The sequence below is a fragment of the Paracoccus sp. AK26 genome (assembly GCF_011801365.1).
Taxonomy (GTDB): domain Bacteria; phylum Pseudomonadota; class Alphaproteobacteria; order Rhodobacterales; family Rhodobacteraceae; genus Paracoccus; species Paracoccus aerius.
In genome coordinates, this window is sequence record NZ_CP041041.1 from 1,358,193 (window position 1) to 1,384,218 (window position 26,026).

At 63.7% G+C, this 26,026-nt stretch carries 26 protein-coding genes and 2 pseudogenes; 18 read left to right on the forward strand and 10 right to left on the reverse strand.

The features are described 5' to 3' along the window. Nucleotides 1-2 precede the first annotated feature (2 nt). The 13 genes and pseudogenes from FIU66_RS06690 (at nt 3) to FIU66_RS06750 (ending at nt 12,720) form a co-directional block, all read left to right on the forward strand. Complete coding sequence (locus FIU66_RS06690; protein ID WP_167621977.1) at nt 3-1,118, forward strand: SIS domain-containing protein; 1,116 nt, start codon at nt 3-5, stop codon at nt 1,116-1,118. An 80-nt stretch (nt 1,119-1,198) separates the two neighbouring features. Continuing rightward, nucleotides 1,199-2,092 carry a carbohydrate kinase family protein gene (locus FIU66_RS06695; RefSeq protein WP_167621978.1) on the forward strand — a complete coding sequence of 298 codons (894 nt, stop codon included), beginning with the start codon at nt 1,199-1,201 and terminating at the stop codon, nt 2,090-2,092. Further along, a complete protein-coding gene (locus tag FIU66_RS06700) occupies nt 2,089-2,886 on the forward strand; it encodes a BtpA/SgcQ family protein (protein ID WP_167621979.1) in 798 nt (265 codons plus the stop codon). The genes FIU66_RS06695 and FIU66_RS06700 overlap by 4 nt, the downstream gene beginning before the upstream one ends. Then, nucleotides 2,883-3,782, forward strand: a complete 900-nt coding sequence (locus FIU66_RS06705; protein ID WP_167621980.1) for a polysaccharide deacetylase family protein — start codon at nt 2,883-2,885, stop codon at nt 3,780-3,782. The genes FIU66_RS06700 and FIU66_RS06705 overlap by 4 nt, the downstream gene beginning before the upstream one ends. Beyond that, on the forward strand, nt 3,779-4,672 hold the full coding sequence (locus tag FIU66_RS06710; protein ID WP_167621981.1) for a polysaccharide deacetylase family protein: 894 nt from the start codon (nt 3,779-3,781) through the stop codon (nt 4,670-4,672). Before FIU66_RS06705 ends, FIU66_RS06710 begins: the two co-directional genes overlap by 4 nt. Beyond that, entirely contained in the window at nt 4,669-5,325 is a 657-nt protein-coding gene (locus FIU66_RS06715) for an aspartate/glutamate racemase family protein (protein WP_240544757.1), read from the forward strand. The genes FIU66_RS06710 and FIU66_RS06715 overlap by 4 nt, the downstream gene beginning before the upstream one ends. Further along, nucleotides 5,322-6,818 carry an amidohydrolase family protein gene (locus FIU66_RS06720; RefSeq protein WP_167621982.1) on the forward strand — a complete coding sequence of 499 codons (1,497 nt, stop codon included), beginning with the start codon at nt 5,322-5,324 and terminating at the stop codon, nt 6,816-6,818. Before FIU66_RS06715 ends, FIU66_RS06720 begins: the two co-directional genes overlap by 4 nt. 232 nt (nt 6,819-7,050) lie before the next feature. Then, nucleotides 7,051-8,511 carry a Na+/H+ antiporter family protein gene (locus FIU66_RS06725; protein ID WP_201281094.1) on the forward strand — a complete coding sequence of 487 codons (1,461 nt, stop codon included), beginning with the start codon at nt 7,051-7,053 and terminating at the stop codon, nt 8,509-8,511. Between the two features lie 426 nt (nt 8,512-8,937). After that, complete coding sequence (locus FIU66_RS06730; RefSeq protein WP_167621983.1) at nt 8,938-9,303, forward strand: helix-turn-helix transcriptional regulator; 366 nt, start codon at nt 8,938-8,940, stop codon at nt 9,301-9,303. 3 nt (nt 9,304-9,306) lie between these two features. Beyond that, a pseudogene (gene arsC, locus FIU66_RS06735) lies at nt 9,307-9,733 on the forward strand (arsenate reductase (glutaredoxin)). A 16-nt stretch (nt 9,734-9,749) separates the two neighbouring features. Then, the gene (arsB, locus tag FIU66_RS06740; protein ID WP_167621984.1) at nt 9,750-10,826 is read left to right on the forward strand and encodes an ACR3 family arsenite efflux transporter; all 1,077 of its coding nucleotides are present in this window, start codon (nt 9,750-9,752) and stop codon (nt 10,824-10,826) included. After that, complete coding sequence (arsH, locus tag FIU66_RS06745; RefSeq protein WP_167621985.1) at nt 10,823-11,530, forward strand: arsenical resistance protein ArsH; 708 nt, start codon at nt 10,823-10,825, stop codon at nt 11,528-11,530. Before arsB ends, arsH begins: the two co-directional genes overlap by 4 nt. Continuing rightward, entirely contained in the window at nt 11,530-12,720 is a 1,191-nt protein-coding gene (locus FIU66_RS06750) for an MFS transporter (RefSeq protein WP_167621986.1), read from the forward strand. Before arsH ends, FIU66_RS06750 begins: the two co-directional genes overlap by 1 nt. Nucleotides 12,721-12,970: 250 nt before the next feature. Here the strand turns inward: FIU66_RS06750 and FIU66_RS06755 are convergent, their stop codons facing one another. The 5 genes and pseudogenes from FIU66_RS06755 to FIU66_RS06770 all read right to left on the reverse strand — a co-directional run bounded on the left by FIU66_RS06755 (nt 12,971) and on the right by FIU66_RS06770 (nt 16,919). Next, nucleotides 12,971-14,719, reverse strand: a complete 1,749-nt coding sequence (locus FIU66_RS06755; protein ID WP_167621987.1) for a SulP family inorganic anion transporter — start codon at nt 14,717-14,719, stop codon at nt 12,971-12,973. Nucleotides 14,720-14,722: 3 nt separating this feature from the next. Further along, nucleotides 14,723-15,094: a rhodanese-like domain-containing protein gene (locus FIU66_RS18125; protein ID WP_240544774.1), complete on the reverse strand. Its 372-nt coding sequence runs from the start codon at nt 15,092-15,094 to the stop codon at nt 14,723-14,725. Nucleotides 15,095-15,121: 27 nt separating this feature from the next. Further along, a pseudogene (locus FIU66_RS06760) lies at nt 15,122-16,036 on the reverse strand (MBL fold metallo-hydrolase); the annotation flags it as partial. Continuing rightward, entirely contained in the window at nt 16,033-16,473 is a 441-nt protein-coding gene (locus FIU66_RS06765) for a DUF6691 family protein (RefSeq protein ID WP_167621989.1), read from the reverse strand. The gene FIU66_RS06765 and the pseudogene FIU66_RS06760, both read right to left, overlap by 4 nt. Next, on the reverse strand, nt 16,473-16,919 hold the full coding sequence (locus tag FIU66_RS06770; RefSeq protein WP_167621990.1) for a YeeE/YedE family protein: 447 nt from the start codon (nt 16,917-16,919) through the stop codon (nt 16,473-16,475). The genes FIU66_RS06765 and FIU66_RS06770 overlap by 1 nt, the downstream gene beginning before the upstream one ends. Before the next feature lie 87 nt (nt 16,920-17,006). Here FIU66_RS06770 and FIU66_RS06775 point away from each other — a divergent pair, with 87 nt between their 5' ends. Continuing rightward, nucleotides 17,007-17,318, forward strand: coding sequence for a metalloregulator ArsR/SmtB family transcription factor (locus FIU66_RS06775; protein ID WP_167621991.1), 312 nt, complete (start codon nt 17,007-17,009; stop codon nt 17,316-17,318). Between the two features lie 36 nt (nt 17,319-17,354). On the opposite strand, the gene FIU66_RS06780 is transcribed toward FIU66_RS06775, so the two are convergent. From FIU66_RS06780 to dsbD, 5 genes are read right to left on the reverse strand one after another with little or no spacing between them, the layout of a single operon-like run. Further along, nucleotides 17,355-17,900: a L,D-transpeptidase family protein gene (locus FIU66_RS06780; RefSeq protein WP_167621992.1), complete on the reverse strand. Its 546-nt coding sequence runs from the start codon at nt 17,898-17,900 to the stop codon at nt 17,355-17,357. Between the two features lie 31 nt (nt 17,901-17,931). Beyond that, complete coding sequence (locus FIU66_RS06785) at nt 17,932-18,570, reverse strand: DsbA family protein (protein WP_167621993.1); 639 nt, start codon at nt 18,568-18,570, stop codon at nt 17,932-17,934. Then, entirely contained in the window at nt 18,567-19,304 is a 738-nt protein-coding gene (locus FIU66_RS06790) for a L,D-transpeptidase (RefSeq protein ID WP_167621994.1), read from the reverse strand. Before FIU66_RS06790 ends, FIU66_RS06785 begins: the two co-directional genes overlap by 4 nt. Continuing rightward, nucleotides 19,301-20,119 carry a TlpA disulfide reductase family protein gene (locus tag FIU66_RS06795; protein ID WP_167621995.1) on the reverse strand — a complete coding sequence of 273 codons (819 nt, stop codon included), beginning with the start codon at nt 20,117-20,119 and terminating at the stop codon, nt 19,301-19,303. Before FIU66_RS06795 ends, FIU66_RS06790 begins: the two co-directional genes overlap by 4 nt. After that, a complete protein-coding gene (gene dsbD / locus FIU66_RS06800; protein WP_240544758.1) occupies nt 20,116-21,933 on the reverse strand; it encodes a protein-disulfide reductase DsbD in 1,818 nt (605 codons plus the stop codon). The genes FIU66_RS06795 and dsbD overlap by 4 nt, the downstream gene beginning before the upstream one ends. A gap of 84 nt (nt 21,934-22,017) precedes the next feature. On the opposite strand from dsbD, the gene FIU66_RS06805 reads away from it, so the two are divergent. The 4 genes from FIU66_RS06805 to FIU66_RS18050 all read left to right on the forward strand — a co-directional run bounded on the left by FIU66_RS06805 (nt 22,018) and on the right by FIU66_RS18050 (nt 25,732). Then, nucleotides 22,018-22,692: a response regulator transcription factor gene (locus FIU66_RS06805; RefSeq protein WP_167621996.1), complete on the forward strand. Its 675-nt coding sequence runs from the start codon at nt 22,018-22,020 to the stop codon at nt 22,690-22,692. Beyond that, nucleotides 22,692-24,044 carry a sensor histidine kinase gene (locus FIU66_RS06810; RefSeq protein ID WP_240544759.1) on the forward strand — a complete coding sequence of 451 codons (1,353 nt, stop codon included), beginning with the start codon at nt 22,692-22,694 and terminating at the stop codon, nt 24,042-24,044. The genes FIU66_RS06805 and FIU66_RS06810 overlap by 1 nt, the downstream gene beginning before the upstream one ends. 79 nt (nt 24,045-24,123) lie before the next feature. After that, nucleotides 24,124-24,738 carry a DsbA family protein gene (locus FIU66_RS06815; protein WP_167621997.1) on the forward strand — a complete coding sequence of 205 codons (615 nt, stop codon included), beginning with the start codon at nt 24,124-24,126 and terminating at the stop codon, nt 24,736-24,738. 811 nt (nt 24,739-25,549) lie between these two features. After that, a complete protein-coding gene (locus tag FIU66_RS18050) occupies nt 25,550-25,732 on the forward strand; it encodes a hypothetical protein (protein WP_158247931.1) in 183 nt (60 codons plus the stop codon). Nucleotides 25,733-26,026 lie beyond the last annotated feature (294 nt).

The following is a 26,026-nucleotide window of genomic DNA, read 5'->3' on the forward strand; positions in this document are numbered from 1 at the left end:
CAATGATCGATTTCTCGGCGCGTCTTCGGGCGCTGACTTCGGAACCCTCACGCGATGATGCGCGTAACGAGGCGCGGCTTGGCCGCGTCCAGCGCACGCGCGACGAGATGGGGGGGCAGGGCAAGGCCATCCGCGACACGCTGGCAAGTGCGGCCGAAGGACTTGAGAAGCTGGCCTCTGCCGCAGCCCGGACGCCCTTCCGGCAGATTGCGGTATTCGGCTGCGGCGACAGCTGGTTTGCCGGCATGGCCATGCGCCATGCCATGGAGGCTGCGTCGGGCGTGCCCGTTCTTGCTGTGCAGGCCCTGGAGCATGCACATTACCCGTCTGTGGCGGTCGGTGCGGGCACATTGGCCATCGGTATTAGTTCGGGCGGGAATACACCCGCCGTGATGCAGGCCCTCGCCGCCGCTGCGCGGCAAGGAGCGGTGACAGTGGGGCTGACCAATACCCAAGGCAGTCCGATTACCGCCGCATGCGACATGTCGCTGATGGTCCAAGCCACACGGCGCGGCTGGCCCACGCAGGCAACCTCGGCGACGATGGCGCTGCTTGTGGAGATCGCCTCCCGGATCGGCGACGAAGGACGGGGCATCAGCAGCGCGGGGCTTCTCGGGGATCTGGCTTCTATCATCGATGAGCAGATCGTCGGGTTGGACGAACGGTGTCGGGTTCTGGCGGGTGGCATCGCTCCTGCCAGTTTGGTCCTGACCACGGGACTTGGACCAAACTTTGCAGCCGCCGGGATTGGCGCCGCAAAGATCCGCGAGCTTTCGCCCATTCATGCCTTCGCCTTGCCGCTTGAAGAGGTGCATCACTATCGCTCGTTCAAGCGTGGCGATCCGGTGGTCCTGATCGCCACGGATCCCATCGCAGAAGAACGCGCGCTCGACACGGTCCTGGTAGCCGAGGATGCCGGGGCTCCGGTCGTCGCACTATTGTCGCGCCCGGCATCCCAAATCGAAGCCCGTGCAGAGGTTCTTCATATCCCTGAGGTGCCAGCAGGGTTCGAAGCACTCGTGGCGATCGCGCCTCTGCATCTGCTGGCCTACCATCTCGCGGTTATTCGCGCCGAGCTGGGTCTGGGTGCGCCCGTCAACCTGGTGCCGGTTTCATGACTGCTCCGAAGGCCATCACTTGCGGCGGCATCCTGATCGACAGTGTGGTGACAGCCTGCGGCCGTGTGAATGAGAAGGCCTTGGGCGGCAATGCCGTCTATTCCGCCGCTGGCCTTCGCCTGTGGTTGGGGGCAGGGCAGGTCGGGATCGTGGGCCACATCCCCGTCAACTATCCCGACGACCTGCTATGCCAGCTGCAGAACGCGGGCATCCTGACCGATGGCATCCATCGGTCAGGGGTCTCGGTGCGGGGACCCGAGTGGTTCTATTATGCGCCGGACGGGTCGCGCCGGGATGAGATATCCTCGCCCGCAGACGGGGATGCAGAGATGGACTTCCCGGCATTTCGCCGAGCACATCCCGTCCGCCCTGACGACATTCCCGTCGTGTGGCGGGACATCAGGGGAATACATCTGACAGGCAATGATCCCGTCGCAACGCGGGATCTTGCAGCCACATTCAGGGGTGCTTCCATCACCTTGGATCCGGGGGCGCGCGCGGCTGATCTGGCGGCCTATCCTGATCAACCAAAGGTGCTGGCTGCCGTCACGGCGGTGATCCCGAGTCTCAAGGAGCTACAGCTGTTGGTCCCGGATCAGGCACCTCAGGCCGGACTTTTCCATCTTCACCAGCGGGGCGCGCCACTGGCACTGGTCAAGCGGGGTAGCGAAGGCGTCCTTCTGCGGCATCCAGACGGACTACTGACCGAAATTCCCGCCATTCCCGTCTCTGCGCTAGACCCCACAGGAGCCGGTGACAGCTTTTGCGGGGGTTTCCTTGCAGGCCTGCTGCTGGGCCGCGATCCGGTCACGGCAGCCTGCATGGGCACCGTGGCCGCCTCGTTTGCTGTCGAGAACTTCGGCCCCTCCAGCCTACTGGCTGCGCCACGCGAGCAGCGCGACGACCGCCTGGCCAACCTGATGGCACTGGTAGGGCGGCATTCTTCATCCCAGACCAAAATGAGATCTTCATGACCCATCCGACCCTTGCCCATTCCGCAGAAGATCCGCTGATCGTCGGTGCCCTGCATTTGCCCGATCTCTCGGTGAACCGAGACCTGACCCTGTCCCAGCTGGAGGATTTCGCACTGTCGAATGCCGAGGCATTCCTCGCAGGCGGCATGCGGCGCATCATGCTGCAGGACCAGACACGACAATTTGGGCCCGCCGTGCCGGAAACGATTGCCCTGACCGCCGCCATAGGCCGCAGCCTCAAGCGCGCCTTTCCTCAGATGTCGCTGGGCATCATCGTCCAGGCGCATGATGCCGAGGCACCTTTGGCCATAGCGCAGGCAGCGGGTGCCGATTTTGTGCGCCTGAAGGTCTTTGTCGGTGCAGCAATGACATTCGAGGGAGCGCGCGACCCGCTTGCAGTCCGTGCTGTTACCTATCGCCATCACCTGCGTGCGGCAGACATTGCGATCATGGCGGACGTGTTCGATCGAACTTCGCGCCCGATGATCGATGTGCCCCCGGCCGAGGCTGCAGTGGCTGCCCAGAAATATGGTGCCGACGCGCTGGTGCTGACCGGATCAAGCTTCGGGGACAGCTTGGCCCGGGTAGCCGCGGCACGCCAAGCCGGTGTCACACGCCCGATCCTGATCGGCGGCAGCGTAGACCAGGACAACATCGTGCAGGCCTTGGCCGCCGCCGACGGGGCCATTGTTTCGACGTCCCTGATGTCCCGCCAAGGCGGACTGTCGGCGCGTTGGGATCGCGATCTGGTCGGCCGCCTGATGGACACCGTTCGGGAAAGAGCGCCTGCATGATCAATCGACGCGATTTCGCACCCCCGGGCCATTCATCAGACTGGCGCTGGCCCGGGGGTGCCGGGCTGGCTGTGTCGGTGGTTGTGAACGTTGAGGAGGGCGCTGAACTAAGCCTGGGCGACGGCGATGAGGTGAACGAGTATATCTATGAAGCGGTTGAAGAGGTCCGTGGCGCCGTCGACCTCTGCATGGAAAGCCATTTCGAATACGGACCGCGCGCAGGCTGGCCTCGTATCCGTTCAGTGCTGGCCAAGCGCAATGTGCCAGCGACGCTGAATGCCTGCGGGCGCGCCATCGCGCGCACCCCGTGGATCGCCACCGAGGCGATAGCAGATGGTCACGAGGTCTCGGCACATGGCTGGCGCTGGGAACGTCACGTCGGCATGAACCGCGATGACGAGGCGGCGCTCATTGCCAAGACCGTCACCGCGATCACGCAGGCTGCAGGAGCACCGCCAGTGGGTTGGCACACCCGTTCCGCCACCTCGCCGCACACCCGCGCGCTTCTCCAGGAGCAGGGCGGGTTCCTGTATGACTCCAATGCCTACAACGACGACATACCCTTTCTGGAAGGCGAACATGTCGTGCTGCCTTATGCCTTTGACACAAACGACATGCGCTTCTTCAACCGGGGCGGCTTCGTCTTCGCCGAGGATTTCTCCCACTATTGCATCACGGCCTTTGACCGTCTGCTGGCGGAATCAGCCCATGCCCCGCGCATGCTGTCGATTGGACTTCATACGCGTATCATCGGGCGCCCAGCGCGCATAGCCGGGCTTGAGCAGTTTCTGGATCATGCGCTGTCCAAGAAAGGCGTCTGGTTCGCGCGCCGCGACCAGATTGCCCATCATTGGCGTGCTCTGAACGGACTGGCGGATTGGAAACCCAGGGTATGAGCCGCGATCTTGAAGGGTATGGCGGCATTTGGCCAGACATCGTGTGGCCGGGGGGACACCGATGCGCGGTGTCGGTTGTGCTGAACTATGAAGAGGGCGCGGAAATGCAAGTCGGCGATGGCGACCCCTGGTCCGAGCCGATGGGCGAGGTTCTGAGTGTTGTTCCAAAGGGCCGCCCTGATCCCGGCCAGGAACAAATCTTTGCCTACGGTCCGCGGGCGGGTTTGTGGCGGATGGCTGCGGCACTGCGTGATCATGCCATGCCAGCGACCATCTTTGCCTGCGGCAGGGCTGCCGCGCGCGCGCCCCGCGGTCTTGCGCGGTTGGCCCAGGACGGACACGAAATTGCCTCGCACGGCTGGCTTTGGCGCCCTCATGCCGATTTTGACAGTCCCGAGGATGAAGAAGCTGCATTAGTGCGCACCGAGGAGGCCATCCATGCCGCCACTGGGCAGCGTCCCGTGGGTTTCTTCTGTCGTGGAGCTGAAAGTCCCTGGACGCGAGATCTGCTGACGCAGAGAGGATACCTCTATGCCTCCAACGGTTTCGACGACGATCTGCCCTATTGGGATGCGGCTCCTGGCGGCCTGATCGTGGTGCCTTATGCGTTGGACAGCAACGACATGAAGTTCTTCCATCCCAACGGCTTTGTTCGTGCCAAAGACATGGTGGATTACGTCGGCGATGCGCTGGATGTGTTATTAGCGGAGAGCCGTGCTGGTCGGTCTCGTCTACTGAACATCGGCTTCCACCTGCGGATCTGCGGCCGCCCAGGGCGCTTTCCGGCTTTCACCGGGGTGCTGGACGAGTTGGCTCGCAGGCGCGATCAACTCTTCATCGGCACCCGAGCCCAGATTGCCAAGACATTCGCCGAACAGGTGCCAGCGTGAAGATCGCCTTGATCAATCCCAACACCAACGCAGACACGACTATGCGTATGGTCCGGATTGCCGCTCCTCACTTTGCCGGCCAGATAGACGGGCTGACTGCCGGCTTCGGATCGGCTCTGATCACCACAGAAGATGCGCTGAACACGGCCGGAAAGGCGGTCTTGGCCCTGCAGCCGCAGCTCGAGGGCTATCAAGCGGTCGTGGTCTCTGCGTTCGGAGATCCAGGGCAAGAAGCACTTGCCAGAGCCTTAAGCATGCCGGTGGTGGGCATTGCCCAAGCGGCTATGAGTGAGGCGTCCGCCATCGCATCCCGCTTCTGCGTTGTCACGACGACACCCGGGCTGGTTGCCCGAATAGCGCAGCGTGCCAGCGAACTTGGCCACGGGTCCGCCTTCGCAGGCACATGGATCACCCCAGGAGATCCGGTTGCCCTGACGACTGATCCGGATCGCCTGTTGGCAGCTTTGCATGATGCGACCGTCGCGGCTCTGTCCGATGATCCTGCCATTGAGGCGGTCATCATCGGCGGCGGTCCCTTGGCAGAGGCCGCCAAAGCTTTGGCAGCTCAGGTTCCGGTGCCGATCGTCCAGCCCATTCCTGCCGCGCTGCGTCTTGTGCAGCTTGGCCTTTCGACCCAGGACCTCCACACATGAGCGCGCCCCTGCTGATTTTCGCCGATACCATCCTGACCGGCTTCGACCCGGACGGGACGCCGATCCTGCTAGAACAGGCCGCATTGCTGATCCGTGACGGGCGGATCGCCGATGCAGGCACTGCGGACACAATGCGGCGCAGACATCCCGAGGTTGAAGCCATGGGGGGTCGAGGCAAGGCAGTCATCCCAGGCCTGATCAATGCCCATCATCATGTCGGGGTCACACCCTTCCAGATGGGCGCACAGGATCATCCGTTGGAGTTGTGGTTTGCCGAACGCCTCCGCATGCGCGATGTGCCGCCAGACCTCGATACGCTCTATTCGGCATTCGAGATGGTTGCCTCCGGCGTTACAACCGTCCAGCATCTGCACAGCCGAGCGCCAGGGGATGTAACTGCCGTCCTGGATCGCGCCAACCGCATCATCGGCGCCTATGACCGACTGGGTATGCGGGTCAGCTACTCCTTTGCGATGCGCGACCAGAACCGGGTCCTCTATGACGACGACCAAGTGTTCTTGGAGCTTCTGCCAGCTGCGATGAGGCCAGTCGCGGCACGCTATCTCGCTGGCTTCGGGCTGAGCCTCGACGAACAAGCGCAAGTCTTTTACGAGTTGCGCAATCAACATAGCGGCAAAGAACGGATCGCGATCCAGATCGCCCCTGCCAACTTGCACTGGCTCTCTAACGCAGGTCTGGAAATGGCTGCCCGTCTGCATGACGCAACCGGGGCGCCGATGCACATGCACCTGCTAGAGACACCTTACCAACGAGAATATGCAGCCCGACGCGGCCAAGGAAGCGCGGTCGAGCAGATACAACGGTTTGGCTTGCTGGGGCCTGACCTGACCATCGGCCACGGGGTCTGGCTTAGCCGGGACGATCTAGCTTTGTGTAAGGAAAACGGCGTCTGCATCTGCCACAACTGCTCCTCAAACCTGAGGCTGAAAAGCGGAACGGCTGACCTGAATGCCTTCTTGGCAACCGGCCTTCCCATAGCCTTGGGGATTGATGAGGCGGGGATCAACGACGACCGTGACATGCTGCAAGAGATGCGCATGGCTCTGACCTTGCACCGTCCATCAGGACATCACTCACCCGCACCAACGGCGGCACAGGTTCTACAAATGGCCACCCGCCACGGGGCCGCCACGACGCCGTTCCGCGAGCGGATTGGTGGGCTTGCGAAAGGACAGGCGGCGGATCTTGTTGTGCTCGATTGGGATCGGGTGACTTATCCATGGCAGGATTCACGAAACGGCTTTGCCGACGTGCTTGTGCGGCGTGCCAAAGCAGAGGCTGTCGCTCAGGTCATGGTTGCAGGGCGCACAGTCTATGCCGATGGAACCTTCGTGAACGTCGACCGCAAGGCTGAACTGGATCGTCTGAAAAAGTGGCAGAGCCGGCCACGGACAGCCCTAGACGAAGAAATGGCAGAGCTGGCGGATGCGGCAATCGATGTGGTCCACGATTATTATAAGAACTGGCGGTAGGTAGGTCGAACTGCGACTGGTCTCTGTCATCTACCTTCAGGGGCTGTGAGTGCCTCCCGCCAAGCTCACTTCATGCAAGTGTCCGCCGTGAGGTGGGTCGTAACACCGCTTGACCTCGACAGTGATTTCAAGACCCATCCGAAGAGGTAGCACAGACAATCCGGTTGAATCTCTGTCCCCGTGCGACGTATCGCCGTGCGTGCCGGGCTTTGGGCCCGGACCCTTCAAGAGAATGACCATGACTGATCTGCCCATGAGCTTTCCTTCCGACGGAGAGTTCCTTCGCAAGCGCGTGCTCCCCGTGTTTGGCCTGTCTGCAGCGATCTACGGAGGCTCGCTCGCGGCGGGCCTACACATCAACGCCGTCGTCCTGTCGATCGCTGTGATGATGACGCTCTGCCTGCTGCGGCTGCCCGTTGCCATCGCCTTGGTCTCGGCGGCCGTGCTGGGCGGCTTGCAAGCAGGCCTGTCGATGACCGAGACGATCACTGCGCTGAACGAGAACCTGCTCATCGGCTCACAAGTCGGCATGACCTACATCATGATCGGCGCCTTCGCCGTAGCGCTGGCGCGCAGCGGCCTGCTGGAACTGCTGGCCGCGAAGATCTCGGGACGGCTGGGGACGGGTGAGGCCGCCACTGGCAAGAGCATCAAGTGGACCTTGCTGCTGATCCTCTGCGCCGCCTCTGTCATGTCGCAGAACCTCATCCCTGTTCATATCGCCTTCATCCCGGTGCTGATCCCGCCACTCCTGGGCATCATGAACCGGCTTCGCATGGACCGCAGGGCCGTCGCCTGCGTGCTGGCCTGCGCGATCAGTTCCAGCTACCTGCTTTTGCCGACAGGCTTCGGGGCAATCTTCCTGAACGACATCCTTCTGACCAACTTGAACAATGTTGGCGCAGACCTTGGCCTGGTTGTTACAGCCGATATGGCGCCTAAGGCAATGTTTCTGCCGGTGATGGGGATCCTGGCCGGGATGTTCGTCGCCGTCTTCATCACCTACCGCAAGCCGCGCGACTATCACACGATCGAGAATGAGGCACCGGCTGCCGCCAAGGTCCCTGTCACCCTTGACCTCACGCAGCTGCTGGCAACGATCGCTGCGCTGCTGGTGGCTTTGGTGTGCCAGATCAAGTTCGACTCGCTCCTGATCGGGGCCATGGTCGGCTTCGTTATCCTCAGCTTTGCGGGCATCTTCCGCTGGCGGGATCAGGACGACGTCTTTACCGAAGGCCTGCGGATGATGGCGCAAGTCGCGGTAATCATCACTATTGCTTCGGGTTTCGCGGGTGTGCTTTCCGCCACCGGAGAAGTTCAGCCGCTGGTCGCTGCATCGGCAGCGTTCATCGGCGAGAACAAGGCTCTTGGCGCGGCGATCATGTTGCTTGTTGGCCTGTTCATCACGATCGGCTTCGGCGACTCTTTCGCCTCCGTCCCGATCCTCGCGCCTGTCTATGTGCCCCTGGCCCTCGCGCTTGGCTTCTCGCCGCTGGCGACAGTCGCCCTTCTCGGTGCAGCGGCGGCTCTGGGCGATGCAGGATCGCCCGCGTCCACCATCACGCTGGGCGCAACGGCAGGCCTGAACGCGGATGGCCAGCACGACCACATCAAGGACAGCGTGATCCCGACCTTCATCCATGCGAACTTCGGCATGGTGCTGTTTGCTTGGGCGGCGGTGCTGATGCTTTGATGATCAGCCCCAACCAAGCTGTTGTTTGACTGGAACATAGATGGCGGATCAACGTCCGCGGTGACAACGCTGAAGCTTGGCGTCGCGCATGTGGTTCATGGCTGGCCAGATTTCCTTCGGGTCGCTCCAATCCTTGGAGAGTTATGTCTGGCCAGCCATCTTCTGCGGAATGCAGCAGTGTCGTCTCCAGCACCCATGGCTTCTCCGCCCTAGGGCGCTCAATGGCGTCGACTGCATCTCCACCAAGGCGAAATAGCGGTCTCAATCGGTGCCGGACAGCCTGTTCATCTGCGCAACGGCAACGCAAGCAGGACAAATGTGGACGAGCCCGCCACTCGCTGCCTCTACGAAGGAATGCTCCGGAAGCTGATTGACCCTCCCTAAGTTTTGCCTCAAAATCTCATCATTCATTGAGGAGTTGATTCGATGAACGAGCATCAGGCTCTTGCGGCTTTTGCGGCCTTGTCCCAGGAGACCCGGCTGCGCGTGGTGCGGCTGCTGGTGCAGGCGGGGCCGGACGGCATGGCCGCGGGGGCAATCGGGGAGGCCCTTGGCGGCGCGACGACCTCGCGCCTGTCCTTTCACCTGACCCATCTCGAACATGCCGGGCTGATCCAGTCCCGTCGCGACGGGCGCTACATCATCTACAGTGCTGTCTATTCCGCCTTGGCCGGTCTGGTCGGCTTTCTCTTGAAGGATTGCTGTCAGGGCCATCCCGAGATCTGCGCCCCTGCTGTCGAGGCACTGACCTGTGCCTCCGGCTGCGACCCTGACCTGACCGAAAGCGCATGACCCATGGATGTCGTCATCTACCACAACCCGGACTGCGGAACGTCGCGCAACACGCTGGCGATGATCCGCAACGCCGGCATAGAGCCGCATGTCATCGAGTATCTGAAGTGCCCACCCTCGCGCGCCATGCTGGAACAGTTGATCGCCCGCATGGGGATCGCGCCGCGCGACCTGCTGCGAGAGAAGGGCACGCCCTACGGCGAACTTGGCCTGGGCGATCCGTCCCTGTCCGATGCCGCGCTGCTCGACGCAATGATGGCGCATTCCATCCTGATCAACAGGCCCATTGTGGTCAGCCCCAAAGGGGTGCGGCTCTGCCGTCCTTCGGAGCAGGTGCTTGATCTGCTGCCGCCCCCAGAAAATCGCCATCAGCAAGGAAGACGGTGAACAGCTCGTGGATGCCCAAGGCAACCGCACCCGCTCCGCCTGAGCAAAGGATATTTGCAATGACCTTTCCGCGTCCGGCGAGCCGGCTTTCCTTTCTCGACCGCTACCTGACGCTCTGGATCTTCGCGGCCATGGCGCTTGGCATTGTGCTTGGCACGATCTTCACCGGACTGCCGGATGCCTTGAATGCCATGTCGGTCGGATCGACCAACATCCCGATCGCCATTGGCCTGATCCTGATGATGTATCCGCCGCTGGCGAAAGTGCGCTACGAGGAGCTGCACCAGGTCTTTGCCGACAAGCGGGTTCTGGTGCTGTCGCTGGTGCAGAACTGGATCATCGGGCCGGTGCTGATGTTCGCCCTGGCCGTCATCTTCCTGCGCGACCAGCCGGAATACATGACCGGCCTGATCCTGATCGGCCTCGCCCGCTGCATCGCCATGGTGCTGGTCTGGAACCAGCTTGCGCGCGGCGACAACCAGTATGTCGCCGGTCTGGTGGCCTTCAACTCGATCTTCCAGATCCTGTTCTTCTCCACCTACGCCTGGCTGTTCCTGACCGTGCTGCCGCCTCTCTTCGGGCTTGAGGGCAGCGTCATCGACGTGGGCTTCTGGACCGTCACCGAGGCCGTGCTGGTCTATCTGGGCGTGCCGTTTGTTTCGGGCTTCCTGACCCGGCGCACCCTGATCGCCCGGAAGGGGGCGGACTGGTATCAGAATGTGTTTCTGCCAAAGATCAGCCCGATCACGCTAGTCGCGCTGCTTTTTACCATTGTTGCGATGTTCAGCCTCAAGGGCGGGGACGTGCTGCGCCTGCCGCTGGATGTGGTGCGGATCGCCATCCCGCTGGTGCTCTATTTCGCCATCCAGTTCCTGGTGAGCTTCGCCATGGGCCGGATGATCGCCCGGGACTACCCGCGCACCACGGCCATCGCCTTCACCGCGGCCGGCAACAACTTCGAGCTGGCGATTGCCGTGGCCATTGCCGCCTACGGCCTGGCCTCGCCCGTGGCCTTCGCCGCCGTGATCGGCCCGCTGGTCGAGGTGCCGGTGCTGATCCTGCTGGTCAACGTCGCCCTGCGGCTTGGCAGCCGCTGGTTTTCTGACACTGCCCTGCACAATGAGGCCCGCGCATGATCGCGGACCTGCCGAACCTCTCGGCCGTCGCTCTCCGCCAGCCGAGCCTGCCCCTGGTGCCGCGCACGGGCCACCCGCCGCGCATCCTGCTGCTCTATGGCTCACTGCGCGAACGCTCCTACAGCCGCTTCGCCACGCTGGAAGCCGAGCGCCTTTTGCGTCACTTCGGCTGCGAGACCCGGGTCTTCCATGCCAATGGCCTGCCGCTGCCGGACGATGCCGAGGCATCCCATCCCAAGGTGCAGGAGCTGCGCGAGCTGTGCCTCTGGTCCGAAGGCCAGGTCTGGACCAGCCCCGAGCGGCACGGCGCCATGACCGGCGTGATGAAGTCCCAGATCGACTGGATCCCGCTCTCTATGGGAGCCATCCGGCCTACCCAAGGCCGCACCCTGGCGCTGATGCAGGTCTCAGGCGGCTCGCAAAGCTTCAACGCCGTGAACCAGATGCGCGTCCTTGGCCGCTGGATGCGGATGGTCACGATCCCGAACCAGTCCTCAGTCGCCAAGGCCTATGACGAGTTCGACGAGGCCGGGCGGATGCGGCCGTCGAGCTATTACGACCGCATTGTCGATGTGATGGAAGAGCTGGTGAAGTTCACGCTGCTGACCCGCGACCTCTCAGGCTTCCTGACCGACCGCTACAGCGAACGGAAGGAAACGGCGGCAAAGCTGGAAGCCCGAGTGAGCTTGAAAGCCGCCACCTGATGAGCGCCACCCGCCGCTGGCCGGTCGTCTCAAGCCTCGGCATCGTCCAGATCCTGGCCTGGGGCAGCAGCTATTATCTCATGGCGGTGCTGGCGAAGCCGATTGTCACTGATACCGGCTGGCCCTTGCCCTGGGTGGTGGGGGCCGTCTCGGCAGCGCTTGCCTGTGCGGGAATGGTGTCTCCCTTTGTCGGTCGCATGATCGCGGACCATGGCGGACGTCCTGTTCTGGCGGCAGGCTGTGCGCTTCTGGCCGCTGGTCTCCTGATCTGCGCCGCCGCCCCTCATCTTCCTGGCTTTTATCTGGGCTGGTGCGTCATCGGCCTCGGCATGAGTGCCGGGCTTTACGATCCCGCGTTTGCAACGCTCGGCCGACTCTACAAGGAACAGACCCGAAGCGCGATCACCGCACTGACCCTGTGGGGCGGCTTTGCCAGCACCGTCAGCTGGCCGCTTGCAACCTGGCTGCTCGGGCAGTTCGACTGGCGTGGAACGGTTGCAGCCTATGCGGTTCTGCATCTGCTGATCAGCTTGCCGCTAATCCTGTGCCTGGTTCCCAAGGAGCCCCGGGCTCCTGTCAAAGCAGGTCGCGGGGTCCAGGACGGCATGCAACTCAAAGGCTCCGAGCAAGCGGCCTTTCTGATCATGGCGGCCATTCTCGTCACCTCTGGTCTGGCCGTCACTATGGTTTCAGTGCATCTGCTGACCTTGCTGCAGGCGCAGGGGCTATCGCTCACCGATGCTGTGGCAATCGGGTCGTTGTTCGGACCGGCCCAGGTTGTGGCACGCATGGTCGAGATGGCGGGACGGGGCCGTCATCACCCGAGCTGGTCCCTGCTCTTTGCCTGCGGCAGCGTGGCGGCTGGCCTGATCGTGCTGGCGCTCGACCTGCAGGTGCCCGCATTGGCCATGCTGCTTTACGGTGCCGGCAACGGTGTCTTCTCGATCGCGCGCGGGGCATTGCCCTTGGCGCTGTTCGGCCCGGAGCGATACCCGGCCTTGATGGGTCGATTGGCGCGTCCTGCGCTTCTGGCTCAGGCTGGGGCACCGGTGCTCGGTGGAGCGCTCGTAAGCGTGTTCGGACCCGGAAGAACGCTCGTTATCATTGCAGCACTGGCGCTGATCAACTTCCTCTTGGCAATTGCTCTGTCGAGAGCTTGTCTCACCGGTCGAAGACGCTCGCTAGGCTAAGCCTCCTGCTGCCGTTGCAAAATTTTTGATGCTCCACCGTGCTGGCCGTTCGCATGGCGCATATTGGCACTAACAGCGCGGCTTTCAGCATTAACGCTACACGAAGGCCATTTGATGATCGCCATAACGGTCCCCGTGAGCAAATTCTGCGGGAAGGATGTGCTCGATTTCGGCTGTGAACGGTTGCTTCGGAAAAGCTGCAGTGCTGCACGCGAAGAACTCGACCGTCCGGTATGGACCGCAAGCGAGTTTATCCCAAAGCGTCCCGCAGGCTTGTCTGGTTCGTCCTCTGGGTATCCTGCGGGGCAAGTGTTTCGACCGCATGAAAATGCCACAGGTGAACCTGGCCTGTCAGGTGTTGCAGGAAGTCGCTGCGTTCCAGACGATCCATGACCGGGACCTTGACTTCGGACAGGTGCAGCGCGATGCCTGCGTCGGACAGGCGGTGCATCACCAGTTCCAGGCTTTCAAGTGCGCTTGCGTCGATGCTGTTGACGGCGGCACAGTTCAGGACGACGTGGCGCAGTTGTGGGCGGGCGGCGACCTCTTGCTGGATGATGGTCTCGATGGCGCGGGCATTGGCGAAGAACAGGCTTTCGTCGATGCGCAGGCCAAGCACCTCGGGTGTGCAGATCACGCGGTGGCGCAGCACGTTGCGGAAATGCTGCGTTCCGGGCACCTGGCCGATCACAGCGACATGAGGACGAGAGCTGGCCCACAGGTGCAGAAGGACCGACACGGCGACCCCCGCCATGATCCCGGTTTCGACCCCGTCCAGCAATGTCACCCCAAGCGTGGCGGCAAGGGCCCAGAAGTCCGAGCGGGAGTATTTCCAGGTTCGCCGCAAGGCACCAACGTCCGCCAGGCTCAGCACGGCCACGATGATGGTGGCTGCCAGGACAGCGATGGGCAGGTGATAAAGAAGCGGCGTCAGGAACAGCGAGGCAAGGGCGATGCCGATGGCGGTGAAGGCCCCGGCGGCAGGGGTCTGTGCGCCCGCGTCGAAATTTACAACCGACCGTGCAAAACCACCGGTGACGGGATAGCCTGAGGAAAAGGCCGCAGCGAGGTTGGCCATGCCGAGGCCTATCAGTTCCTGGTCGGGGTTGATCGACTGGCGGCGTTTCGCGGCCAGCGTCTGCGCCACCGATACCGACTCCACGAAGCCGATCAGGGCAATCAGAAAAGCCGAGGGCAACAGCGCGGTCCACAGCGCCGGATCGATCACCGGCATCGACAGGGGCGGCAGCCCCTGTGGCACTTGCCCCACGACGGCAACCCCCGGTTCCAGCAGGATGACAGCGGCAATAGAGGCCGCAACCACTAGGATCGGCCCGGTGCGTGCAAGCAGGGCGGCCGCAGACGGAGGCACGCCCAGCCGGATCAGCATTGGCTTTAGAGAACGGCGCGACCAGAACAGGAATGCTATCGCCAAAGCTCCGATCACCAGCGTGGGCCAATGGGTTGCAGGCAGGTTCTCGAATAGCGAGGCCAGCATCTCGGGCAGGGTGGCGCCCTCGGCCTTGATGCCTGCAATGTGCTTCAGCTGTCCGGTGGCGATCAGCAGGCTGGAGGCTGTGATAAAGCCCGAGATGACCGGGTGCGACAGCAGGTTCGCCACAAAGCCCATTCGGAAGCTGCCGATGCCGACTAGGATCAACCCCGACAGCAGCGCCAGAAGCAGAGCTGCCGCGACATATTCCGGGCTGCCGGGCACCGCCACGCCGGACGCGGCGGCGGCGGTCAGCAGCGATACGACCGCCACCGGGCCAACCGACAGGGTGCGGCTGCTGCCGAACAGCGCATAGACCATTAGCGGCAGGATGGAGGCGTAAAGCCCTATCACCGGCGGCAGGCCAGCCAGCATGGCATAGGCCAGCGACTGCGGGATCAGCATGATCGTCACGATCACCGCCGCCACCGCGTCGCTGGTCAGGGCGTGCCGGTCATAGGTTCGACCCCATTGCAGGACTGGCAAGAAGCGGCCCAGCTTGTCCATGGCTCAGGTCTCGACCGGAAGGCCCTTGGCCTTCCAGGCCTCGAACCCGCCCTCGATCACGCTGGCTTGGTAGCCCATGGCGCGCAGGGTGTCTGCCGCCAGGGCCGCTCGGGCGCCTGAGCCGCACAGGACATGGACGCAGCCCGTCTCGCGCAGGTCGGTCAGCCGCGCTTCCGCCGTCTGCGCGGTGGCGTCCGCGCGGCTTTCCACCAAACCGCGCGGAACATGCAGGGCGTCCGGCACCCGCCCATGGGTCTCGAGTTCACCCGGCTCGCGCACGTCAAGGACCAGTGTGGCTGAGCCCTCGCTCGTGGCGGCATGCTCGGGCGAAACAGTTGCCACGCGGCCTTTCGCCTCGGCAACCAGATCCTTCATGGTCTTGGCCTTCTTCTGCGGTGCGGGAAAGCGGTTCACGGGGATCTTGAGGTAGCTGTTGCCATCATCCTCGGGGGCGGGCAGGCGGCCGCCGCGCAGGTTGATCTGGAGCGCGGCCAGGATCCGGTCAGGCAGGGCGAGGGTGGCATCGCGGGTGTCGCGGGTGCGGATCCAGTCCTCGCGCCGGGTGCCGTCCTTGACGTGCTTGTTGCCTGCACGATGCAGGGCCACAGTCGCCTCCCATTCGGGCTCGTCGCGGTCATCAGTGCCATAATCGTGGCCGACAAACAGGCGCGTGTCCTTTGGCAGGGCCAGGATCGCCTGTATCGTGTCCCACAGTTGTTCGGTATCGCCGCCGGGGAAGTCCGCGCGCGAGGTGCCGACATCGGGCTGCATCAGCGTGTCATGAGTGAAGGCCGCGTCGCCGCAGACATAGGTGATCGAGCCCAGCGTGTGGCCGGGCGACAGCATCACCCGCGCCTCCAGCTCACCGATGCGGAAGATCTCGCCAGGGGCGAACAGGCGGTCAAAGTCCCGCGCGGGGTCGAAGGCGCCTGGCAGGTTGTAGAGCTCGGCCCAGAGCCTGGCGATGTCATGGATCTTGTCGCCAATGGCGGCGGGGGCGCCGGTGCGCTTCTTCAGATGCGCCGAAGCCATCACGTGGTCGGCGTGGGGATGCGTGTCCAGCACCCATTCGACCGTCAGTCCGTTCTGCCGCACCAACTCCAGCACCTGATCCATGCTCTCGGTCGAGAAGCGATAGTTCTTGGGATCGAGGTTCCAGACCACATCGATCAGCGCGGCCTTCTTCGTTGCAGGATCGGCGCAGACATACTGGATCGATCCGGTGTCGGGCTCGTAGATGCCCCAGACATCGGGGCTGCCCGCACCGGTGGAGGGCGAATGGCGGACGACCCGTTCCTTCAGCTTGGAATTGCTCATGACGTCGCTCCTTTTCTTTGCGGTGAACTGCCTGCCTTGATCCGGGCGCCCAGCCACAGGCCTGCCAGCATCGCGGGCAGAAAGATCAGCGTGCCCGGCGCCAGCAGGGGCAGGGCGGTGAAGGCCGGGCCGGGGCAGAAGCCGCCGATCCCCCAGCCGATGCCGAACAGCGTTGCCCCCACCAGCAGCGGCCGGTCGATGGCGCGGTTCTTCGGGATGTCGAAGGTCCGGTCAAGCACCGGCGCCTTGCGCCGCCAGACCAGACGGTAACCCACGAAGGCGGTCAGGGTGGCCCCGCCCATCACGAAGGCCAGGCTGGGATCCCAGGTCCCGGCCAGGTCCAGGAAGTTCAGCACCTTGGCCGGGTTGGCCATGCCCGAGATCACCAGCCCCAGACCGAAGACCAGACCCGACAGAAAGCCCCACAGCACCCGCATCACGCACCCCCCAGAATATGGCGCAGCACGAAGACGGTGGCAAAGCCCGCTGCCATGAAGGTCACGACCGCCGCCAGGGACCGACCCCACAGCCGCGCCAGCCCGCAGACCCCGTGCCCCGAGGTGCAGCCCGAGCCAAGTGCCGTGCCCATGCCCACCAGAAGCCCCGCCACGGCCATGCCGGGTAGGTTCTCCGGCACCGTCTGCGCAACAGTCCCATTCAGAACCATCACCGCCAGCGGCGCCAGAACCAGGCCCGCGAGAAAGGCCCATCGCCAGTCACGGTCCTTCGCCGCGCCGGGCAGCGCCAAGGCGCCCTGGGTGATGCCCGCGATCCCCGCGATGCGGCCGAAGAGCCCCATCACCATCACCGCGCTCATCCCGATCAGCATCCCGCCCAGCAAGGATGCCCAGGGCGTGAAGGCGGTTTCGATCCCAATCTCCATTGGTGTTCTCCTTCCTCAAAGCAGCTTGCCCCAGCCGCCGTTATAGCTTATATATTATCCATGTCTAAATCAGTCAATGCTAATATAATGGATCTTCATAAAGCGACCCGTGCCCTGCAGGAGCGCGCCGATCACGTGGCCGGGCGGCTGGCCCTGGTCGCCAATGCCAAGCGCCTGCTGATCCTGTGCGAACTGACCAAGGGCGAACGCTCGGTCGGTGCGCTCCAGGAGGCCGTCGGCCTGAGCCAGTCGGCGCTGAGCCAGCACCTGGCCAAGCTGCGCGAGGCCGAGATGGTCGACACTCGCCGCGAAAGCCAAACCATCTTCTACCGCATCAGCGATCCCGATCTGGAGGTGCTGATGGCCGCTCTTTATGAGGCCTTCTGCAAGGACCTGTAATGCGGTCTGGGCCTTTCGGCCCCGCCTGTCGGGCGTTCAGATGATCCGCACCTGGGTGCCGACCGGACACAGGCCGAAGAGTTCCTCGATCTTCTCGTTGTAAAGACCAATGCAGCCGTCCGAGGACAGGCGCCCGATCTTGCGTGTGTCATGGGTGCCGTGGATCAGGTAGGCCGGCCAGGACAGATACATGGCGTGCGTGCCCAAAGGATTGTCCGGACCAGGGCCCACCGGGCGATAATGGGGAAAGCGTTCCATCATGGAGGCCGTAGGGGTCCAGCTCGGTCCCTCCTTCTTGCGCACGATCTCGGTGTAGCCGCGCTTGGTCAGTTCCTCGGAAATAGGCACCGAGGTCGGATAGGTCCGGTAGGTCTGTCCATCGCCCGACCAGAAATGCAGCGCGCGCGATGTGGTGTCGGCGACGATGGCGCCCAGGCCCAGCTCCTCGAAGTGATCCTGCCAGTGCTGCATGGCGAAGCTGCTCATGTTTCGGGCCGGCCCGGCTTGCGCCCTTGCCAAGCTGGGGGCGGCAAGCCCTCCGAGAGCGATCAGGCCGAGGGTGCGGCGGGATATGGTGGTCATGGTCTGCTCCTTCTTGGTTGTGAACGGCGGATCAGGCTCTGCCGCGCGCTGCAGCAATGGTTGCGCGCAGGCGGTCGCGATCGAGAGCGCCGGGCAGAAGGTTCTGGCCGATGATGAAGGCCGGCGTGCCTTGCAGGCCGATTGCTGCGGCCTGTCGGCCGTTGCGGGCCATCAACCCGTCCCATCTCTCGCGGTCCTGCCGGTAGGCGGCCAGCATTCCTGCGGGATCCAGCCCCGCGGCTGTCAGGGTGTCGCGGACCTCGTCTTCGGAAAACCGCGCGGGCGTGGCCATCAGGGCCGCCTGCGCCGCAGCGTAGGCTCCTTCCTCCACCGCGCCCAGAACCAGCTGGGAGGCGAGGACCGAAGCCCCGCCAAAGATCGGCCAATCCTTCATCACCAAACGGAGATTGCCGTCGGCCTCCACCTCGGCCATCAGGTCGGCATGGCCGCGCTTGCAGAAGGGACACTGGTAGTCGAAGAACTCGACAACGGTCACGTCGCCTGCCGGATTGCCCAGCACCGGCTGATCGGGATCGTAAAGGACGTCATTGAGGGTCAGTTCGGTGCCATCGGCTGGCTGGCGCAACAGGGTCCAGGTCAGGCCGCCAAGGGTTGTCAGAACGGCGCCGAGGCCGGCGGAGGCCAGAAGGGCTCTGCGGTGAAGGATCATGCGGGGTCTCTGGAGGTCTGTTTGGCCTTATCTACCGGGGGCTGCGTGGTGCCCTGTCCCGACTGTGCCTGGGTCAGGACCACGACCCTGGTCATGCTGTGGGTGTTCTCGGCCAGGTGGATGATGTCCTGGTTGAAGAGGCGGATGCAGCCGGCCGAGCTGGCGGTGCCGATTGACTGGGGATCGGGCGTGCCATGGATGCGGTAGAAGGTGTCGCCGCCGCTGTTGTGGATGTAGAGCGCGCGGGCACCCATCGGGTTTTCGAGCCCGCCATCCACACCATCTTTCGAGGGACCGTAGTGTTCGGGGTTCTCGGCCAGCATGCTGTCGGTGGGGGTCCAGCGGGGCCAGTCGCGCTGATAGGGAATATGCGCCTCTCCGGTAAAGCCGTAGCCGGCCGCCCCCACGCCCACAGTATAGCGCATGGCCCTGTTGCCGGGCCGGACCTGGTAGAGCCGCTTGGCATGAGGATCGACAATGATCGTGCCGGCCGGCTCATCGGTCCAGTAATCCACAATCTGCCGGGCCTTGTCTTCGGTCAGCAGATGCGCGGGGATGGCGGGGACGGTCAGTTCCCCATCGGGTCGGGCGGCATAAAGGGCTGCGGTCTCCGCGCTGACCGGGGCCAGCGCCGGCGCAGGTGGTGGCGCGGACACCGCCTGTGGCGAGGTCTCGCAAGCCGAAAGTGCCAGCAGGGCAGAGCCGGCCAGAAGTGTCCTTAGCAGATGGGTCATCCTTGTTCCTTTGCGGTCTCGATCAGGTCGCGCAGCGCGGCGCCTGAGATTTCGCCGGTTTGTGCAGCGACGAGGTCACCAGTCGCATCTAAGACGAGGGTCGAGGGCAGGCCCACCGCGCGTAACCGGCCCATCAGTTGCCCGCGCGGGTCGCGCAGCATCCCGTCCGAAGGCAAGCCCTCGGCCGCTAGGAAAGCGAGGATGCGACCCGCGCTTTCGCCCTGGTTGGCGAAGACGAAGGACACTTCAGGCATTTCGGCGGCCAGGGCTGTCATCATCGGCATCTCGCGGCGGCAGGGCGGGCACCATGTCGCCCAGAGATTGACCACCGTCACCCGGTCCTGTCCCGCCAGCTGGACAGGGCTGCCGTCCAGAGCCAGAAGCTCCATCACCGGCAGGCGCATCTGCGGGCGCGGCAGAGCCGCGGTGATGGTCTGATGAGCAACGGCAGTAATGGCGGCGGCGATCAGCAAGGGCCGAAGAACCGCGCCACGCCCTTTCAGGGCCGCAACACCCAAGGCCGCGCCCGCCGCAATCCAGCCGGCGCGAGCAGAAAAACCGCCCTGCCACAGCTTCAGTGCATCCAAGGGCGCTGCCGTGAAGTTATCCGCATGCGCGAGAACGAAGCCCAGGCGCGCGCCGAGGATCCAGGCCAGCACGGCCCAGCCGGCCCAGGCCTCGACAGCCCCGGCATGACCAGCGTGGCGCTTGGTGCGGGCCGCGATCCTGCTCGCGGTCAGGAACAACAGGACAGCCGCGACTGCCGCCAGGCGCGAGGCGTCGAAAACGAAAGGTCCAAGGGAGACCGCGTTCATCGGGTCACCTGCGCGATGGAGGCCAGCAGATCCGAGGTATCCACATCGCCGATCAGGCGGCTGCCTTGCGGCTCGGTCCCGCCTGCATCGACGAAGATCATGGTGGGGGGACCAGCAGCGGCGAGGGTCGTCATCAGCGCCTGCGCCTCGGCATTGAAGTCGCTCACATCGACCTTGATGCGGGCAAGATCGCTGAGCGCGGCTGCCACCTCACGGTCCGACATGGGCCCGCTCTCGATCGCGCGGCAGGTCACGCACCAGTCGGCGGTGACGTAGATCAGGGCGGGCTGTGTTCCGTTCAGAGCAGTTGCCAGGGTCGTCCGGCTCGTCACGGTCTGGAACGGCACGGGTTCGGCGAGTGCTTGGGTCGTGCGTCCAGCCAGGGGTGCCAAGGGACGGGTCGGATCATCGGCACCCAAGGCGGCGCCGATGCCCTGGATCAGGCCGGCGAAGACCAGAAGCAGGCCTGTTCCCGCAGCGACGCGCGCCGTCGGCGGCGCTTCCGGCATCAGACGGTCCAGGCCACCCATGGCCACGCCGCAGCCAATGAGCAGCATCGACCAGAGGAGCAGGATGACCGGTCCAGGCAGGATGCGCCCTGCCAGCCAGATCGCCATGGCCAGAAAGATGACACCGAAGGCCGTCTTCACCCGCTCCATCCAGGCGCCACGGCGCGGCAGGATCTGCGGGCCGAAGGCGCCAACGGCCAGCAGCGGCACTCCTTGGCCCAGGCCCAGGGCGAACAGCGCGGCCCCGCCCAGGGCGACATCCCCTGTCTGGGCAATATAGATGAGCGCTCCCGCCAGTGGGGCGGTCACGCACGGTCCCATGATCAGTGCCGAGCCGAAACCCAGAACCGCCGCTCCACCCAGTGATCCAGTGGCGCCTGTTCCCCGTGACAACCGCGCCTGCCAGGCAGCGGGCAACTGCAGTTCGAAGAGACCGAACATCGACATTGCCAGAATGACGAAGATTGCCGCGATGACGCCGATTGCCGCCGGCGATTGCAGCACCGCCTGCAGGTTTGCGCCCGACCAGGCCGCCACGATGCCCAACAGGCCAAAGGCCGTGGCCATTGCGAAGACATAGGCACCCGTGAGGGCCAGTCCGCGCCCTGCGGTCAGCCCCTGTCCCTGCCGGGTCAGCATCCCGGCGACAATCGGCACCATCGGCAGCACACAGGGCGTCAGCGACAGCAGCAGGCCAAAGCCGAAGAAGCCTGCGAGGACCAACAGAACGCCACCGCGGCCTGCGAGATCCGCGACAAGGCCACGGTCCTCCGCAAGGGTAAGTCCTGCATGCGGGGATGTGTTGGGGTCATCAGCCGACGAACCGGACGCTTGGACAGCATCAACATCGGCCTGCCAAGCGCCAAAAGGATCGTCTTCAACGGCCTCCTCTGGCCGGATCGTGCCGTCGGCTTCCAGCACCGCTTGCTGGGGCGCATAGCAGATGCCGTCCTGCTGGCAGCCCTGCCAGTGCAACACCGTTGGCCCCTGCGGATCGGCAATGGTGATCGCAACCAGTGCCCGGTAAATCTCGTCACGACCCATCCAGGGATCGTCGTAGACCTCCCCGTCGGGCAGGGTAAGAGGCAGGAACGAACCATCAGGTCGCTGTGCCTCGATCTTGCTGCGATAGAGATAATAGCCCGGCTGCACGTCCCAAGAGACTTGCAGATCGCCCGAGGGAGCGGGCGTGATCGTGAGGACAAAGGCTTCGGCGGGGTCGAGCGGCGGGCCGGGTTGCGCAAGCGCCATGCCTGTCGCCATGGTCCATGCGGTGAGTGCCGCCAAGAGGATTCGTATCATCATGGTGTTGCGGCTAAGGAGGTCAGCTTAAGCCAGTCTTAAGCTTGGCCCGACACATCCGGCCTCGGGGAACAGGAAAGGATGCCCATGCGGCTCTTGATCGTGGAAGATGACCCGGTGCTGTCCGAGGGCCTGGTGGTTGGTCTCGGCCTGGCGGGTTTTACCGTGGATGCTGTCGCGACACTTGCCGATGCCCGGGAAGCCCTGGCCCATAGCGAGTTCGGCGGCATGGTGCTCGACATCATGCTGCCCGATGGCCTAGGCACCGACCTCTTGGCCGAGATGCGGGCGGGCGGGAACACGTTGCCGGTGTTGCTGCTGACGGCGCGAGACCAGGTCCGCGACCGAGTCGCCGGGTTGGACACGGGTGCTGACGACTACCTGGGCAAGCCCTTCGATCTCGATGAACTGGCCGCACGGATCCGCGCCATGCTGCGCCGGCAGGGTGGCCGCGCCACGCCCGTCCTCAACTGGAACGGGCTGGAACTGGACCCAGCAGCGATGACGGCGACACGAGATGGCCAGCTCCTGCGCCTGTCGCGACGCGAGTTCGCCATCCTGCATGCCCTGGCAGAGCGCCCAGGGCGCATTCTGTCTCGCACGCAGCTCGAAGAACGCCTTTACGGCTGGCAGGAGGATGTGGAGAGCAACACGGTCGAGGTCCACATCCACCACCTGCGCGCCAAGCTGGGTCGAGAGGTGATCGAGACGGTGCGCGGCCTGGGCTATTGCATGCCTGTGTCCGGCGCGACGGCGGGCTGATGTCGATCCGTCTTCGCCTCATTCTCATCCTGACGCTGGCCACCACTGCGGTCTGGCTGTCGGCGGTCCTCTGGATCAACATCTCGACCCGCGCTCAGGTCGAGCGGGTGCTGGACGCCCGCCTGTCCGAGGCGGCCAACATGGTCAGCTCGCTCATGGGCGACCGCCGGATCGCGCTGAATGACGCCGCCGCGCAGGCCACGATCGCCCTGCCGAGCGAGAGCGGATACTCGCGCCAGCTGTCCTGCCAAATCTGGTCGCTGCAAGGCGACTTGCTGGGCGCGTCGTCGGGGGCGCCAGATGCAAAGCTGTCGGACAGCGAAGGCTTTGCGACGACGCAGATCGACGGGGAACCGTGGCGCGTCTTCACCGTCATCAACCCAGATGTCGGGGTCCGCGTCATGGTTGGCGACCGGATGGAGGTGCGCGATCGTCTGGTAAGCGACGTGGTGCAAGGCCTTCTCTGGCCGCTGGCGGTGATCTTTCCCGCACTCGCCCTGCTGATCTGGATCAGCGTCGGGGGTGGCCTTGCACCCCTGGTGCATCTGGAAAGCGCCCTGCGCCAACGCAAGCCCGACGACTTGCAGCCCTTGCCGGACAGCCGGGACCCGCGCGAGATCCGCCCCGTCCGCCAAGCGCTGAACAGCCTCTTTCAGCGGCTTGAGGATGTCCGGCGCTCTGAACGTGACTTCACCGCCTTTGCGGCCCATGAGCTGAAGACCCCTTTGGCCGGGTTGCGCACTCATGCGCAAATTGCCCGAATGGCCGCCGATCCGGCGGTGCGCGACCGCGCCCTGGCTTCCATCGCCACCTCGGTCGACCGAACTGACCGGATGGTGCGCCAGCTTCTGGACCTGACGGCCATTGATCAGGACGCGACGTCGGTCAACCGGCTGGACGTGGCGGAGTTGCTTGCCGATGTTGCCGATCAAGCCAAGGATCAGGCCGATGCCCGCCAGGTGCGCCTGCTGATCGAGGCTGACGATCTTCCCCCGCTTTATGCGCCGCGGATCCTGGTTCACAGCGCCCTGCGCAATCTGGTCGAGAACGCGATCCAGCATTCCCCCGCGGGTGGGGTCGTCCGCCTGATCGCGACCTGCAACGGATCATCTGTGACCGTCCAGGTTCGCGACCAAGGAGCCGGCATCCGGCCCGAGGACCGCGACCGCGTCACCGACCGGTTCTGGCGCGGTCCGGGCCGCGAGGTTCATGGCAGCGGCCTGGGACTTGCCATCGTTGTCGCCGCCGTTCAGCGCATGGGCGGACGGCTGGAGGTGGGTGAAGGAACAGGAGGGCAGCAGATGTCGATCGCCCTCCCGCTGTCGGATCTTGACGAAAGGTCCTGTTCTTAAGTTCCCCTTAAGCTTGGTGACCCATCAACCTTCCATGACGTGGCGCAGCACATGGCGCCGTTTGGTTCAAGGATGATGCATGCACCGTCGAAACTTCCTCGTCGCCAGCACCGGTTTGCTGGTCTTGCCCACCGTCGCGCTTGCGCAACGGAACAATCCCATGCCGGAGGAGCTGCGAAAGGCGCTAGAGCGTGATCCCACGGCACCCGTCCTCGGCAATCCCAACGGCGACGTGACGCTGACCGAGTTCTTCGACTACAACTGCCCCTTCTGCCGCGAGATGGTCGACCCGATCCATCGCCTGATCCTGTCCGATCCGAACCTGCGGGTGGTCTTCCGCGAATGGCCGGTGTTCGGGCCGGACTCAGAGGACGCTGCTCGGGTGTCCCTCGCCTCGCTTTCCCAAGGCCGTTACTGGCAGATGCACAAGGCCCTGTTCTCGATCAAGGGCAAGGCCAATGCCGATACTGCCCGGCAGGCTGCCGCAAAGGCTGGCGTTGACTGGACCCGCCTGGAGCAGGACATCCAGTCCGAACGCGTGGAGCGCCATATCACCTACAGCTTCCTCCTGGCGGAACACATAGGTCTGATGGGCACGCCCTCCTTCATCGCGGGCGACGAGGGTGCCTTTGGAAAATATAGCCTGGACGATCTGAAGGGCCTGGTCCGGCGAGCACGAGAAACACTCGGGTGAGTTCGGGTCGGCGAGTGCAAGTAATGAGTTCCTTTGCAAGAACGTTGAATGAGGAGGACCTTTCTGGCTCCCCAACGCGCAGATGGATCGCTTGCGGTCCTTCTTCTCCAATAGTCAGCGCTAACTACCCCTCGATGACCGGCGGGTGGTGCGCGGGATAATCGCTGGAAGCGGCCTGACGTTGTATTGGCAGCAGGCCGACTCTCAACGGCAGGAGCTTCCAACAACTGCACCGGTGCAGACATCGCCGTGCAAGATTAGTCTGGTTGCCGCGCACTTACTCCATCTTATCCAGCAGTGGAGTAAGTTACTCCAAGTTATCCAAAAACGGAGTAAGTCTGTGATTGATTGTCACAGGGCTGGAAGCCTTGGCGCGTGACGGTCTTCGCTGATTGAAATCATCCAAGGAGCTCAGAAAATTTTACAAAGCTCAGGAACGTGCTGAAGAAGGGAGATCAAGGTGACGACCATTGAGGCGGTGCTTCCCTTCTGGCTGTCGCTTTCGGTGCTGGTGTTTCCGTCGGCGTCTGACGAAACTTGCCAGACTCCCCTCCAACGCCGAACCCGACATGAAGCTCGTCGCCAAACTTGTTGCGTCAGCACCCACGGAAGATTTGCGCCGGGTGATGGACCCGAACAGCGGATCCGTCGTCATGGCTGCTGGCTCGCAGTCTCTGAGCGTCCATGTGACGCCCAATCCTATTCCAGGGGCGCAGACAGGAGCTACGGCCCCGCAGTGTTGATCGAAGCCGGAACTGTCTGCGAATTTTCGGCCTTGTCATCGGCTTACCAAACTTCCTATACTCTATACATGAACCTGACCTCGCCCACCAATCTGACCACTGCCCCACTTGTAGCGGATGCCAGTGTTTGTGGTGAACCAACTCTGAGCCGCCGAATCAGCGCGAAAGAGATGGCCGGTCAGCATCATTTTGCCGGCGGCATCGCTTTGTCGATCCGTGTGCGGCAAGAAGTTCAGTCCCAGATAATATAATCTTCTCGGCTGCTTTCGCATTCGTCTGACGGCGGGTGCCGAAACGCGGCCGCACAGGCATTTGTGGTTGGCCAGCCTTGGCGAACCATCGCTATTGTGTGGGCCAGAGTTACGACACCTGAAAAATAGACGCTGTGCTTTATTTTCGCTTCAACTGATTGATTTGGAACAGTTTCTGTGAAGATGGCCTGAAACGTGCTATGCATTGCCAATGAACAGCATCCCAGGGAGGCACGATGATGAGGACCTGAAAACAAGGACGCCCGACCTGCGCCAACAGATCGAGCGTCTTTA

Bases quoted from the DNA above. Each gene is read 5' to 3' on its own strand.
- FIU66_RS06690 (WP_167621977.1), top strand. From the start codon at position 3: ATGATCGATTTCTCGGCGCGTCTTCGGGCGCTGACTTCGGAACCCTCA.
- FIU66_RS06700 (WP_167621979.1), top strand. From the start codon at position 2,089: ATGACCCATCCGACCCTTGCCCATTCCGCAGAAGATCCGCTGATCGTC.
- FIU66_RS06705 (WP_167621980.1), top strand. From the start codon at position 2,883: ATGATCAATCGACGCGATTTCGCACCCCCGGGCCATTCATCAGACTGG.
- FIU66_RS06710 (WP_167621981.1), top strand. From the start codon at position 3,779: ATGAGCCGCGATCTTGAAGGGTATGGCGGCATTTGGCCAGACATCGTG.
- FIU66_RS06720 (WP_167621982.1), top strand. From the start codon at position 5,322: ATGAGCGCGCCCCTGCTGATTTTCGCCGATACCATCCTGACCGGCTTC.
- FIU66_RS06725 (WP_201281094.1), top strand. From the start codon at position 7,051: ATGACCATGACTGATCTGCCCATGAGCTTTCCTTCCGACGGAGAGTTC.
- FIU66_RS06730 (WP_167621983.1), top strand. From the start codon at position 8,938: ATGAACGAGCATCAGGCTCTTGCGGCTTTTGCGGCCTTGTCCCAGGAG.
- arsB (WP_167621984.1), top strand. From the start codon at position 9,750: ATGACCTTTCCGCGTCCGGCGAGCCGGCTTTCCTTTCTCGACCGCTAC.
- arsH (WP_167621985.1), top strand. From the start codon at position 10,823: ATGATCGCGGACCTGCCGAACCTCTCGGCCGTCGCTCTCCGCCAGCCG.
- FIU66_RS06750 (WP_167621986.1), top strand. From the start codon at position 11,530: ATGAGCGCCACCCGCCGCTGGCCGGTCGTCTCAAGCCTCGGCATCGTC.
- FIU66_RS06755 (WP_167621987.1), bottom strand. From the start codon at position 14,719: ATGGACAAGCTGGGCCGCTTCTTGCCAGTCCTGCAATGGGGTCGAACC.
- FIU66_RS18125 (WP_240544774.1), bottom strand. From the start codon at position 15,094: ATGAAGGATCTGGTTGCCGAGGCGAAAGGCCGCGTGGCAACTGTTTCG.
- FIU66_RS06765 (WP_167621989.1), bottom strand. From the start codon at position 16,473: ATGCGGGTGCTGTGGGGCTTTCTGTCGGGTCTGGTCTTCGGTCTGGGG.
- FIU66_RS06770 (WP_167621990.1), bottom strand. From the start codon at position 16,919: ATGGAGATTGGGATCGAAACCGCCTTCACGCCCTGGGCATCCTTGCTG.
- FIU66_RS06775 (WP_167621991.1), top strand. From the start codon at position 17,007: ATGGATCTTCATAAAGCGACCCGTGCCCTGCAGGAGCGCGCCGATCAC.
- FIU66_RS06780 (WP_167621992.1), bottom strand. From the start codon at position 17,900: ATGACCACCATATCCCGCCGCACCCTCGGCCTGATCGCTCTCGGAGGG.
- FIU66_RS06785 (WP_167621993.1), bottom strand. From the start codon at position 18,570: ATGATCCTTCACCGCAGAGCCCTTCTGGCCTCCGCCGGCCTCGGCGCC.
- FIU66_RS06790 (WP_167621994.1), bottom strand. From the start codon at position 19,304: ATGACCCATCTGCTAAGGACACTTCTGGCCGGCTCTGCCCTGCTGGCA.
- FIU66_RS06795 (WP_167621995.1), bottom strand. From the start codon at position 20,119: ATGAACGCGGTCTCCCTTGGACCTTTCGTTTTCGACGCCTCGCGCCTG.
- dsbD (WP_240544758.1), bottom strand. From the start codon at position 21,933: ATGATGATACGAATCCTCTTGGCGGCACTCACCGCATGGACCATGGCG.
- FIU66_RS06805 (WP_167621996.1), top strand. From the start codon at position 22,018: ATGCGGCTCTTGATCGTGGAAGATGACCCGGTGCTGTCCGAGGGCCTG.
- FIU66_RS06810 (WP_240544759.1), top strand. From the start codon at position 22,692: ATGTCGATCCGTCTTCGCCTCATTCTCATCCTGACGCTGGCCACCACT.
- FIU66_RS06815 (WP_167621997.1), top strand. From the start codon at position 24,124: ATGCACCGTCGAAACTTCCTCGTCGCCAGCACCGGTTTGCTGGTCTTG.
- FIU66_RS18050 (WP_158247931.1), top strand. From the start codon at position 25,550: ATGAACCTGACCTCGCCCACCAATCTGACCACTGCCCCACTTGTAGCG.